This is a genomic window from Micromonospora sp. WMMC250 (assembly GCF_027460215.1).
GTDB lineage: Bacteria > Actinomycetota > Actinomycetes > Mycobacteriales > Micromonosporaceae > Micromonospora > Micromonospora taraxaci.
The window spans coordinates 585,034-599,425 of sequence record NZ_JAPZBJ010000002.1; the positions used below are offsets into that span (position 1 = coordinate 585,034).

Consider the following 14,392-nt stretch of genomic DNA (forward strand, 5'->3'; position numbering starts at 1 on the left):
CACCGACGTGCGGAGCTCATGATGGCCACCTCCAGCGACAAGCTCGTCGAGGCACTGCGCTCCTCCCTGAAGGAGAACGAGCGTCTGCGCCACCAGCACCGCCGGCTCACCGAGGCGCAGCGGGAACCCATCGCTGTCGTCGGTATGGCCTGCCGGTATCCCGGCGGCGTCGACTCGCCCGAGGCCCTGTGGCGACTCGTCGCCGAAGGCGCCAACGCCCTGTCGGGCTTCCCGGACGACCGTGGCTGGGACCCGGCCGCCTCGTACGCCCGCCCGGCGGGGTTCCTCGACGCGGCCGGTGAGTTCGACGCCGCGCTGTTCGGCATCTCGCCGCGCGAGGCCGTCGCCATGGACCCGCAGCAACGCCTCCTCATGGAGACCGCCTGGGAGGCACTGGAGCGCGGCGGCGTCGACCCGCTGTCGCTGCGCGGGCGCCAGGTCGGCGTCTTCGTCGGCTCCAACACCCAGGACTACGCGTCGGTGCTGATGCGGACGCCGATCGCCGACGAGGGTCACCTGCTGACCGGAAACGCGGCAGCCGTGGTCTCCGGCCGCCTGTCGTACTTCTTCGGACTCGAAGGCCCGGCCATCACCGTCGACACCGCCTGCTCGTCCTCGCTTGTCGCGCTGCACCTGGCGGTCCAGTCGCTGCGGCAGGGCGAGTGCACGATGGCGCTGGCCGGCGGCGCGACAGTCATGTGCACCACCGGCGCGTTCGAGGAGTTCGAACGCCAGGGCGGCCTCGCGGCGGACGGCCGCTGCAAGTCCTTCGCCTCGGCCGCCGACGGCACCGGCTGGGGTGAGGGCGTCGGCCTGCTCCTGGTGGAACGGCTCTCGGACGCCCGCCGCAACGGTCACCCCGTGCTCGCCGTGATCAGGGGCACCGCCGTCAACCAGGACGGCGCGTCCAACGGTCTCACCGCACCGAACGGGCCGTCCCAGCAGCGGGTCATCCGGGCCGCCCTGGACAACGCCGGCCTCACCGGCGCCGACGTGGACGTGGTCGAGGCGCACGGCACCGGCACGGTGCTCGGCGACCCGATCGAGGCGCAGGCGCTGCTCTCCACGTACGGCCGCGACCGAGGGGAGCGCGACCCGCTCTGGCTCGGCTCGATCAAGTCGAACATCGGCCACACCCAGGCCGCCGCCGGTGTCGCCGGGATCATCAAGATGGTCATGGCGATGCGGCACCGCACCCTGCCGCAGACCCTGCACGTCGACGCGCCAACCCCGCACGTCGACTGGTCGGCCGGTGCGGTGCAGCTGCTCACTGAGGCCCGCCCCTGGCCGTCCGGCGACCAACCGGCGCGAGCGGGTGTCTCCGCCTTCGGCGTCTCCGGCACCAACGCCCACGTCATCGTCGAGCAGGCCCCGGCCGGCGACGAGGAGGCGGGCCGCGAGCCGGTTACCGTCCCGGCGCCGCTGCTGCTCTCCGGTCACGACGACGCCGCCCTGCACGCCCAGGCGGCCCGCCTCGCCCGCCACCTCATCGACAGTGACGTCGACCCCGGCGACGTCGCGTACTCGCTGGCCACCACCCGCGCCGGCCTGCGACACCGCGCCGCGATCACCAGCACCGACCCGGCGGATCGGCTCGCCGCGCTGACGGCGCTCGCCGAGGGCCGCGGCGCTTCCGGCGTGGTGCGGGACACCGTCACCCGTGGCCCTCTCGCGTTCGTGTTCTCCGGTCAGGGTTCGCAGCGGCCGGGCATGGGCCTGGCCCTTGCCGACACGTTCCCGGTGTACGCGGAGGCGTTCGACGCGGTCTGCGCGGAGTTGGACCGGCACCTGGACCGGCCGATCCGGGAGGTCATCGCCGAGGGCGACGATCTGGGCCAGACGGTCTACACGCAGTCGGCGTTGTTCGCCGTCGAGGTGGCGTTGTTCCGCCTTGTCGAGTCGTTCGGGGTCACAGCGGACTTCCTGGTGGGGCACTCGATCGGTGAGATCGCCGCCGCGCACGTCGCGGGGGTGCTGTCCCTGCCGGACGCGGCCAGGCTGGTCGCCGCGCGGGGTCGGTTGATGCAGGCGTTGCCGGCCGGTGGGGTGATGGTCGCGGTACGGGCCACCGAGGCCGAGGTGCTGCCGCTGCTGACCGACGGGGTGTCCGTCGCGGCGATCAACGGCCCACGCTCGATCGTCCTCTCCGGGACTGCCGACGAGGTCACCGCCGTCGCGGCGCACTTCGAGAAGTCGAAGCGGTTGCGGGTCAGTCACGCGTTCCACTCGGTGCTGATGGAGCCGATGCTGGCCGAGTTCGCGTCGGTCGCGGCATCCCTCACCTATGCGTCACCACGCATCCCGATCGTGTCCAACGTCACCGGCCAGATCGCCGACACGCAGGACGCCGGCTACTGGGTGCGGCACGTGCGCGAGGCGGTGCGCTTCGCCGACGGCATCACCACACTGGAGTCCTTGGGCGTCAACACGTTCGTGGAGATCGGCCCCGACGGGGTGCTATCCGCCATGGGCGCGGACTGCGTCGCCGACGCGGTGTTCGTACCAGTGCAACGCTCTGACCGGGACCAACCTTCCACGCTGCTGACCGCCCTCGCGCAGGCCTTCGTGCGCGGCATCGCCGTCGACTGGACGCCGTGCCACCCCGGCGCCCGCACGATCGACCTGCCCACGTACGCCTTCCAACGCCGCTACTACTGGCCGGACCTGCCGAAACCGGTGAGCAGCACCCCGGACGAGTGGCGTTACCGGGAGACCTGGCAGCCCGTCGACGCCCCACCCGCCGGCACCCTCGCCGGGGCGTGGCGCATCGTCGCCGACCCGGCGGACCCGACCGCCCGGCAGCTGCACGACCTGTTGACCCGACACGGGGCCACCCCCGAGATCGGCGACGCCAGGCACCTCACCGACGAGGTGGCCGGCATCCTCCACGTGCCCTCGCGTACCGGCGACCTCGACGCCACGGCCGACCTGCTCGCCCTGATCCAGGCCGCGACGACCGCCGGGATCACCGCGCCGATCTGGACCGTCACCACCGCGGCCGTCACCACGGGCACCGACGACATCGCACCCGACCCGGCCCAGGCCGCGATCTGGGGTCTCGGCCGGGTGGCCGCCCTCGAACACCCGGACACCTGGGGCGGCCTCGTCGACCTGGCCGGCGACGTCACCGACCAGGTCGCCGCCGTCCTGGCCGGGAGCACCGGCGAAGACCAGGTCGCGATCCGTGCCGACGGCCTGCACGCCCGTCGCATCGACCGTGCGCCCGCCCCGGCCACCGAACCCTGGCAGCCGACCGGCACCGTCCTGGTCACCGGCGGCACCGGCGCGCTCGGCGCCCACGTCGCCCGCTGGGCCGCGCACAACGGCGCGGAGCGGGTCGTCCTGGTCAGCCGCCGGGGCGCGAACGCCCCCGGCCTGGACGCCCTGACCGCGGAGCTGGCCGGGACCGGCTGCCACATCACCGCCGCAGCCTGCGACGTCACCGACCGCGAAGCCCTCGCCGCCCTCGTCGCGACGCTCCGCGCGGACGGCACCCCGGTCCGTTCGGTAGTGCACACCGCCGGCGTCGCCCACCTGACCCCACTGGCCGGGCTGGACCCGACCGAGATCGGTGAACTCGGCGCCGCGAAGGTGCTCGGTGCCCGGCACCTCGACGAACTCCTCGGCGACGACCTGGACGCCTTCGTGCTCTTCTCGTCCATCGCGGGCGTGTGGGGCAGCGGTGACCAGGGCGGATACGCCGCCGCGAACGCGTACCTCGACGCCCTCGCCGCCCGCCGGGCCGCCCAGGGCCGCCCCGCCACCGCCATCGCCTGGGGCCCGTGGGCCGGCGGCGGCATGGCCGACGCCGACGTCTCCGCCCAGCTCGCCCGGCGCGGCGTCACCGCGATGAACCCCGCCCGCGCCATCGCCGCGCTGACCCACGCCGTCTCCGCCGGCGACACCACAGTCGTGGTCGCCGACGTGGACTGGTCACGCTTCGGACCCGCCTTCACGGTACGACGCACCAGCCCCCTGCTCAGCCCGCTGCTCACCGACGTCGAGGAGCAGCCGCAGTCCACCGGCCCGGCCACCGACCTGCTGGCCGGCCGTACCGTCGAGGAACGCCGCGCGTACCTGCTGAACCTGGTACGCAGCGAGGCCGCCGCAGTCCTCGGTCACGACTCCGCCGACGCCGTCCCGGCCGACCGTCCCTTCCGGGAACTCGGCTTCGACTCGCTGACCGCTGTGGAGCTGCGCAGCCGCCTCGCCGCCGCGACCGGCCTGCGCCTGCCGACCACCGTCGCCTTCGACTACCCGTACGCCGCCGTCCTCGCCGCCGAGCTGGACACCCTGCTGTCCGGCGCGGATCGCACGGCGCACACCGTCGCACCGTCGGCCGGCAACCCTGACGAGCCCATCGCCATCATCGGGATGGCCTGCCGCTACCCGGGCGACGTCGGCTCACCCGAGGACCTGTGGCGTCTCGTCGAGTCCGGCGCCGACGCGATCGCCGGGTTCCCCGCCGACCGTGGGTGGGACCTGGACGCCCTCTACGACCCCGACCCGGACCAGCCCGGCGCCTCCTACACCCGCGCTGGAGGGTTCGTCGCCGACGTCGCCGGTTTCGACGCGGCGTTCTTCGGCATCTCACCGCGCGAGGCGCTGGCCATGGACCCGCAGCAGCGACTGCTGATGGAGACCGCGTGGGAGGCGGTCGAGCGGGCCGGTATCGACCCCGCCGGCCTGCGCGGCGAACCCGCTGGTGTCTTCGTCGGGGCGTCCTTCTCCGGCTACGGCACGGGTGACCAGATCGCCGACGGGGTCGAGGGGTACCGACTCACCGGCACGGCGGCAAGTGTCACCTCCGGGCGGATCGCGTACACCCTCGGCTGGGAGGGCCCGGCCGTCACCGTGGACACCGCCTGCTCGTCGTCGCTGGTGGCGCTGCACCTGGCCGTCCGCTCGCTACGGTCCGGCGAGTGCTCCCTCGCGCTGGCCGGCGGCGTCACGGTGATGGCCAGCCCGGACGCGTTCGTGGAGTTCTCCCGCCAGCGGGGCCTGTCCGCCGACGGCCGCTGCAAGTCGTTCGCGGCGGGCGCGGACGGCACCGGCTGGTCCGAGGGCGCTGGCATCCTCTTGGTCGAGCGGCTCTCCGACGCCGTCCGCAACGGTCACCGTGTCCTCGCCGTGGTGCGCGGCACGGCGGTCAACCAGGACGGCGCGTCGAACGGCCTGACCGCCCCCAACGGCCCCGCCCAGCAGCGGGTCATCCGGGCGGCACTGGCCGACGCCGGCCTCGGCCCGACCGACGTGGACGCGGTCGAGGCACACGGCACCGGCACCCGGCTCGGCGACCCGATCGAGGCGCAGGCGCTGCTCAGCGCGTACGGGCAGGACCGCCCGACCGGGCGACCGCTCTGGCTCGGCTCGGTCAAGTCGAACATCGGGCACACCGTCGCGGCGGCCGGGGTCGCCGGGATCATCAAGATGGTCATGGCGATGCGGCACCGGGTGCTGCCCCGCACGCTGCACGTGGACGAACCCACCCCGCACGTCGACTGGGCCTCCGGGGCGGTGTCGCTGCTCAGCGAGCCGCAGCCGTGGCCCGACGTGGACCGTCCGGCCCGCGCCGCCGTGTCCTCCTTCGGTATCAGCGGCACCAACGCCCACGCGATCCTGGAAGCGCCTCCGACGCCGGAACCCCAGGCCGCGCCGCCGACGCCGGCTGCCCTGCCGGTGCCGTGGACGCTGGGCGCCGCCGAGCCGGGCGCGTTGAGCGCCCAGGCCGGGCGGCTGCTGCCGTACCTCGACGCGGACCCGGTCGACCTGGGCCACTCCCTCACCCGACGCGGCAGCTTCCCGCACCGGGCCGTGGTGTTCGGCCCGGACGCCCTGGAGGCACTCGCCGAGGGGCGCACCGATGCCGGTCTGGTGACCGGTGACGTGGTCGACGGCACCCTCGCCTTCGTCTTCTCCGGTCAGGGTTCGCAACGCCCGGGCATGGGCCTGGCCCTTGCCGACACGTTCCCGGTGTACGCGGAGGCGTTCGACGCGGTCTGCGCCGAGCTGGACCGGCACCTGGACCGGCCGATCCGCGAGGTCATCGCCGACGGCGACGACCTGGACCAGACGGTCTACACGCAGTCGGCGTTGTTCGCCGTCGAGGTGGCGTTGTTCCGCCTTGTCGAGTCGTTCGGCGTCACAGCGGACTACCTGGTGGGGCATTCCATTGGTGAGATCGCCGCCGCGCACGTCGCGGGTGTGCTGTCCCTGCCGGACGCGGCGACGCTGGTCACCGCGCGAGGTCGGCTGATGCAGGCGTTGCCGGCCGGTGGGGTGATGGTCGCGGTGCGGGCCACCGAGGCCGAGGTGCTCCCGCTGCTCACTGACGGCGTGTCCGTCGCGGCGATCAACGGGCCCCGCTCGGTGGTGCTGTCCGGTGTGGCGGGCGAGGTCGCGGCCGTGGCGGCGAGTTTCAAGTCGAAGCGGTTGCGGGTCAGTCATGCGTTCCACTCGGTGTTGATGGAGCCGATGCTGGCCGAGTTCGCGTCGGTCGCGGCATCCCTCACCTATGCGTCACCACGCATCCCGATCGTGTCCAACGTGACCGGCCAGATCGCCGACACGCAGGACGCCGGCTACTGGGTGCGGCACGTGCGCGAGGCCGTCCGGTTCGCCGACGGCATCACCACACTGGAAGCCCTCGGCGTCACCACGTTCGTGGAGATCGGCCCCGACGGGGTGCTCTCCGCCATGGGGGCGGACTGCGTCAGCGACGCGGTGTTCGTACCAGTGCAGCGCTCTGACCGGGACCAACCTGCCACGCTGCTGACCGCCCTCGCGCAGGCCTTCGTGCGTGGCGTCGCTGTCGACTGGACGCCCTGCCTGACCGGTGGGCGGTTGATCGACCTGCCCACCTACGCCTTCCAGCACCAGCGCTACTGGCCCGCCGCCACGGTGACCGGCAACGGCGACGCCGTCGACCACCCGCTGCTCGGCGGCATGCTCACCCTCGCCGGCGACAGCGACGAACGGATCTTCACCGGCCGCTGGTCGCGGACCGCCCTGCCGTGGCTCACCGACCACCAGGTCGCCGGTGACGTCGTCGTCCCCGGCACCGCGCTGCTCGAACTCGCCCTCGCCGCCGGCGTCGAGGTCGGCTGTGACCGCGTCGACGACCTCGTCCTGGCCGCCCCGCTGGTCGTCGGCGAGCAACGGATGGAGGTCCAGGTCCGCACCGCCGCCGACGACGGTTCCGGCCGCCGCACCGTCACCGTCCACGCCAGCCCCGACGGCATCCGGTGGACCACCCACGCCACCGGCACCCTCAGCACCGCCGAAACCCTCGACGAGGCCACGCCGGCCGCCTGGCCACCCGCCGGATCCGAGGCGATCGACACCACCGGTCTCTACGACGCCCTGCGCCGTCGGGGTCTCGACTACGGCCCCGCGTTCCGCGGGCTGCGCCAGGCCTGGCTCGACGCCGACGGTGCCGTCCACGCCGAAGTGGAGCTGCCCAGCAGCGTGGACGGCAGCAGGTACGGCGTACACCCGGCGTTGCTGGACACCGCCCTGCACCCGCTCGGCCTCGGCGTCCTGGGCGACGACGACGGTCAGGCCCGGGTGCCGTTCGCCTGGTCCGGCGTCACACTGCGGGCCTCCGGCGCGGTGACCGCCCGGGTGCGGCTGGCCGACGCCGGCACCGACGCCGTCAGCGTCCACCTCACCGACACCCTCGGGCGGACCCTGTTGACCGCCGACTCCCTGGTGCTGCGCCGGTACGCCGAGCGCACCGCCAGCACCGACGGCCTACACCGACTCGACTGGATTCCGGTCGAGGCACCCGGCACCTCCGACCGCACCGGGACCGAGGTGCTGCGCGTACCCGCCACCGCCACCGGCGACCCGATCACCGCCACCCATGCCACCACGACCGCCGTCCTGGCGGCGCTGCGCGACGCCGTCGAGCGGGACGTCCGACTCGCCGTCGTCACCAGCGGCGCGGTCGCCAGCGGCCCCGACGACGCGGTCACCGACCTGGCCGGCGCGGCCGTCTGGGGTCTGGTCCGCAGCGCCCAGACCGAGAACCCCGGCCGGTTCCTGCTCATCGACACCGACGGCGACGACCACCTGGGCGCCGTGCTCGCCACCGGCGAGGAGCAGATCGCCGTCCGTGACGGCATGCTGCGCGCACCCCGCCTGGCCCGGGTCACCGCACCCGCCGACGGCCACGACTTCGGCACCGGCACGGTCCTCGTCACCGGCGCGTTCGGCACCCTCGGCCGGCTGCTCACCCGGCACCTGGTCACCCGGTACGGCGTCACCGACCTGCTGCTGCTCAGCCGACGTGGCCCGGACGCCCCGGAGGCCGCCGACCTGACCGCGGAACTCTCCGCACTCGGCGCGACAAGCACCGTCCTGGCCTGTGACCTGGCCGACCGCGACTCTCTCGCCGCCGCCATCGACGGTGTCGGCAGCCTGACCGGCGTCCTGCACATCGCCGGGGTGATCGACGACGGTGTGGTCACCGCGCTCACCCCCGAACGCCTCGCCGCGGTGCTCCGCCCGAAGGTCGACGCCGCCTGGCACCTGCACGATCTCACCGCCGGGCATCCCCTGACCGCCTTCGTGACGTTCTCCTCGGCCGCCGGCCTGCTCGGCAGCCCAGGCCAGGCCAACTACGCTGCCGCGAACGCCTTCCTCGACGCCCTCGCCGACCTCCGCCACCAGGCCGGCCTGCCGGCCTCGTCGCTCGCCTGGGGGCCGTGGGCCGCCGGGATGGCCGCCGACCTGGACCCGGACGCGGTCCAGCGACTCAGCCGGGGCGGCCTCGCCCTGATCACACCCGAGGACGGTCTCGGCCTCTTCGACGCGGCCGGCCACCACACCACTGTCGTCCCGCTGCGGCTCACCTCCGGCCGTCACGCGCCGGCCACCGTCCACCCGCTGCTGCGCAACCTCATCCGAGCTACCCGACGGGGCACCGCGCGGGCCGCCACCGGCGACGCCTCCCTGGTCCAGCGACTCGCGGCACTGCGTCCGGCCGACCAACGGGAAGCCCTCCTCGACCTGGTCCGCACCCACGTCGCGAGCGTGCTGGGCCACGGCTCGGGGCAGGCGGTCGCCCCCGGCAAGGCGTTCCAGGAGACCGGGTTCGACTCGCTCGCCGCCGTCGAGCTCCGTAACGGCCTGAACGCCGCGACCGGCCTGCGACTGCCGGCCACCCTCGTCTTCGACCACCCGACCCCGGCCGCCCTCGCCGCCCACCTGCACGAGACGCTGATCGGCGCCGACCGTCCCGACACCCCGGAGGTCGCCGCGTCCGGCCACGCCGACGAGCCGATCGCCATCGTCGGCATGGCCTGCCGCTACCCCGGCGGGATCAGCTCACCCGAGGACCTGTGGCGACTCGTCGAGACCGGCAGCGACGCGATCGGCGACTTCCCCGCCGACCGGGGCTGGGACGTCGACCGCCTCTACCACGCCGACCCGGATCACCCCGGGACCTCGTACACCCGATCCGGCGGGTTCCTCGCCGACGCCGCCGACTTCGACGCCCCGTTCTTCGGGCTCGGCCCGCGCGAGGCCCTCGCCACCGACCCCCAACAGCGGCTGCTGCTGGAAACCTCGTGGGAGGCCTTCGAACGGGCCGGCATCGACCCGGCGACCGTCCGCGGCAGCCGCACCGGTGTCTTCGCCGGCGTCATGTACCACGACTACGTGTCCCGCCTCGACCCCGACGGCGACGCCGTCGAGGGCCTGCTCGGCATCGGCAACGCGGGCAGCGTCATCTCCGGCCGGATCGCGTACACGTTCGGGCTGGAAGGACCGGCGGTCACAGTGGACACCGCCTGCTCGTCGTCACTGGTGGCGTTGCACTTCGCCGTCCAGGCGATCCGCAACGGCGAGTGCACCATGGCGCTCGCCGGTGGCGTCACCGTGATGGCCACCCCGGGCACCTTCATCGAGTTCTCCCGTCAGCGAGGGCTCTCCGCCGACGGCCGCTGCAAGTCCTTCGGCGCGGGGGCGGACGGCACCGGCTGGTCCGAGGGCGTCGGCATGCTCGTCGTCGAACGCCTCTCCGACGCCCACCGCAACGGCCACCCGATCCTCGCCGTGATCCGGGGCAGCGCCGTCAACTCCGACGGCGCCTCCAACGGGTTGACCGCCCCCAACGGCCCCGCCCAGCAGCGGGTCATCCGCGCCGCGCTGGCCAGCGCCGGCCTGAGCACCGCCGACGTCGACACCGTCGAGGCGCACGGCACCGGCACAGTGCTCGGCGACCCGATCGAGGCCCAGGCGCTGCTCGCCACCTACGGCCAGGACCGCCCCGACGACCAACCACTGTGGCTCGGCTCGATCAAGTCGAACATGGGCCACACCCAGGCCGCCGCCGGTGTCGCCGGCATCATCAAGATGATCGAGGCGATGCGGCACGGCGTCCTGCCCCGCACCCTGCACGCCGACGACCCGTCCCCGCACATCGACTGGTCGGCCGGAGCGGTCTCACTGCTCACCGAGGAACGGCAGTGGACAGTGCCGGGCCGCCCGCGTCGCGCCGCCGTGTCCTCGTTCGGCGTCTCCGGCACCAACGCCCACGTCATCCTGGAAGCCGCCCCCGAACCGACACCAGTGCCCCGACACCCGGTCAGCGGGCCGACGGTCTGGCCGCTCACCGCGACCACCACCGACGGTCTCCGCGACCAGGGCACCCGGCTGCTGACCCACCTGGAGACCCACCCCGCGCTGGACCCCGCCGACGTCGGACACACCCTCAGCACGCGCGGCGCGTTCCCGCACCGGGCCGTGGTGTTCGGCCCGGACGCCCTCGAAGCGCTCGCCGAGGGCCGCACCGATGCCGGCCTGGTGACCGGCGACGTGGTCGACGGCAAGCTCGCCTTCGTCTTCTCCGGTCAAGGCTCCCAGCGACCGGGCATGGGCCTGGCCCTGCACGAAACCTTCCCGGTGTACGCGGAAGCGTTCGACGCCGTCTGCGCCGAACTGGACCGGCACCTGGACCGGCCGATCCGCGACGTCATCGCCGACGGAACCGACCTGGACCAGACCGTCTACACCCAGGCAGCGCTGTTCGCCGTCGAGGTCGCGTTGTTCCGCCTTGTCGAGTCGTTCGGTGTCACGCCGGACTTCCTGGTCGGGCACTCGATCGGTGAGATCGCCGCCGCGCACGTCGCCGGGGTGCTGTCCCTGGCCGACGCGGCGACATTGGTCACCGCTCGGGGTCGCCTGATGCAGGCCCTTCCGACCGGTGGCGTGATGGTCGCGGTACGGGCCACCGAGGCCGAGGTGCTGCCGCTGCTGACCGACGGGGTGAGCGTCGCGGCGATCAACGGCCCCCGCTCGGTGGTGCTGTCTGGTGCTGCCGACGAGGTGGCGGCCGTGGCAGCGAGTTTCAAGTCGAAGCAGCTGCGGGTCAGTCACGCGTTCCACTCGGTGTTGATGGAGCCGATGCTGGCCGAGTTCGCCCAGGTGGCGGCGACGCTGACCTACGAGTCGCCGCGCATCCCGATCGTGTCCAACCTGACCGGGCAGGTCGCCGAGACCCAGGACGCCGCCTACTGGGTGCGGCACGTGCGCGAGGCGGTCCGGTTCGCCGACGGCATCACCACACTGGAAGCCGTCGGCGTCAGCACGTTCGTCGAGATCGGCCCCGACGGGGTGCTCTCCGCCATGGGCGCGGACTGCGTCAGCGACGCGGTGTTCGTACCCCTGCAACGCTCCGACCGCGACCAACCCACCACGCTGCTCACCGCCCTCGCGCAGGCCCACGTACGCGGCGTCGCCGTCGAATGGGCACCGTGCCACCCGGGCGGACGGCTGGTCGACCTGCCCACCTACGCCTTCCAGCACCGCCGCTACTGGCCGACCGGCCCGGCCGCCGTGCGCCGCGACCGCACCGGCCACCCGCTCTTCGACACCGCGATCACCCTCGCCGAGGCGAGCGGGGAACGCGTCCTCACCGGCCACTGGTCGGTCGCGACAGTGCCGTGGCTCGCCGACCACCGGGTCGACGGCGCCCTCCTGGCCCCCGGCACCGCGCTCGTGGAAGCCGCCCTCGCGGCCGGCGCCGGTGACCGGCTCGACGACCTGGTCCTCGCCGCCCCGCTCGTCCTCGACGACAGAGGTGCCCAGATCCAGGTACGGGTCGGCCCGGCCACCGACGACGGCCGCCGGCCGGTCACCATCCACGCCAGCACCGACGGTACGACCTGGACCGCCCACGCCACCGGCACTCTCGCACCCCCCGACGAGACGCCGGTCGTCCCGGTGGGCCGCTCGGCCGCCGCGACACCACTGGACGTGGACGGGCTCTACGACGAGCTGCTCCGACGCGGCCTCGACTACGGGCCGGCGTTCCAGGGCGTCCGGACCGCCTGGCGCGACACCGACGGCACAGTGCACGCCGACGTCGTGCTCCCCGACGACGTGGGCGTCGACGGCTACGGCATCCACCCGGCCCTGCTCGACGCCGCCCTGCACGCTCTCGGCCTCGACGACCAGACCGGCGACGGCGCCGCCAGTGTGCCGTTCGCGTGGTCCGGCGTCACCGTCCACCAGCCCGGCGTCACCGCCGCCCAGGTCCGCCTCAGCGTCGGCGACTCCGTCCAGGTCACCCTCGCGGACGCCGTCGGCGACCCGGTCGTCTCCGTGGCCGCCCTGCGGCTGCGGGCGTACGCGCCGCCGTCGGTGCTGCACCGCCTCGACTGGAGGGCGGTCGACCTACCCGCCGCCGGCGACCCCGACACCGTCATCCTGCGGATCCCGGCGGACGGCACCGACCCCGTGGCCGCCACGCGTACCGCCACCGCCCGCACGCTCGCCGCCCTCCAGTCGGCTGTCGACTCCGACACCCGCCTCACAGTGGTCACCGCCGGAGCCGCACACGGCGACATCACCCACCTCTCCGGAGCCGCCGTCTGGGGCCTCGTCCGTGCCGCCCAGTCGGAGCACCCCGGACGGTTCACGCTCGTCGACGCCGAGCCTGGCACCGGCGAGGCGGAGATCCGGGCCGCGGCGGCAGCCGAGCAGTCCCAGATCGCCATCGGCGTGGACGGTGTCTTCACCCCCGTCCTCACGGCGTACGCGACGAACAGCGCCGATACCGCCGGACTGGGCACCGGGACCGTGCTGGTCACCGGCGGCCTCGGCGGACTCGGCCCTGTCGTCGCCCGCCACCTGGTCACCCGGCACGGCGTCACCGACCTGGTGCTGCTCAGCCGGCAGGGCCCGGACGCCCCGGGCGCCGACACCCTGGTCCGCGACCTCGCCGCCGTCGGAGCCACCGCGACAGTGGTCGCCTGCGACGCCGCCGACCGCACCGCGCTGGCCAAGGTGCTCGACGGCCTCACCGACCTGAGCGCTGTCGTCCACCTCGCCGGGATGCTCGACGACGGAGTGGTGACCGCGTTGACCGAGGACCGCGTCGCCACCGTCCTGCGCCCCAAGGCCGAGGCCGCCTGGCACCTGCACGAGCTGACCCGGGACCGGCAGTTGACAGCGTTCGTGCTGTTCTCCTCGGCGGCCGGCGTCGTCGGCGGACCGGGGCAGGGCAACTACGCGGCAGCCAACACGTTCCTCGACGCGCTCGCCGCGTACCGCAGAAGGGCCGGCCTGCCCGGCACCTCGCTGGCGTGGGGGCCGTGGGCCGCCGGCATGGCCGCCACCCTCACCGAGGCCGACCTGGCCCGGATGGCCCGCACCGGCGTCCTACCGATGACCGAGGCGCAGGCCCTGACCGCGTTCGACCTGAGCCTCGCCGCCGCCGAGCCGGCCCTGGTGCCACTGCGCCTCGACCCGACCGCCACCCCGGCCAGTGTGCCGGCGGTGCTCCGCGGCCTGCTCCGGGAGGCGCCCAAGCGCCGCACCAACCGACGCGGACCCGACCGTACGCTCGCCGAGCAGATCGCCTCGACCGACCCGGCTGCCCGGAGCGAGGCCGTGCTGACCGTCGTCCTCACCCAGGTGGCCGCCACGATCGGCGACGGGGGAGCGCACACCGTCGACCCGGACCTGGAGTTCACCGGCCTCGGGTTCACCTCCCTCGCGGCTGTCGAACTGCGCAACGGCCTCAACGCCGCCACCGGGCTCAGCCTGCCGGCGACACTCACCTTCGACTACCCGACGCCGCGCGCTCTCGCCGACCACCTGCTGAGCACGCTCGCCCCGGCCCGCGCCCCGCGACTGCTCGACGAACTGGCCCGGCTGGAGCAGGCGTTCACCGCCCTGCTGCCGGACGAGGTCGCCGAACTGGCCGTGCGGGACGCCGTCGCGGCCCGGCTGAAGGCACTCACCGGCCAGTGGGCCGAGGTGACCGGGGCGTCCGCGCCGGTCACCGAAACGCTCGACGAAGCCAGCGACGACGAGCTGTTCGCGTTCATCGACCGCCGGCTCGGCGCGTCCTGACCGGCTCGCACCCTCTCTCGGACAGGTG

Annotated in this window: 1 protein-coding gene; it reads left to right on the forward strand. The window is 74.0% G+C overall.

Annotated elements, in window-relative coordinates:
• The first annotated feature begins 21 nt into the window (after positions 1-21).
• Positions 22-14,364: a type I polyketide synthase gene (locus tag O3438_RS02255; RefSeq protein ID WP_269678321.1), complete on the forward strand. Its 14,343-nt coding sequence runs from the start codon at positions 22-24 to the stop codon at positions 14,362-14,364.
• Positions 14,365-14,392: the final 28 nt, after the last annotated feature.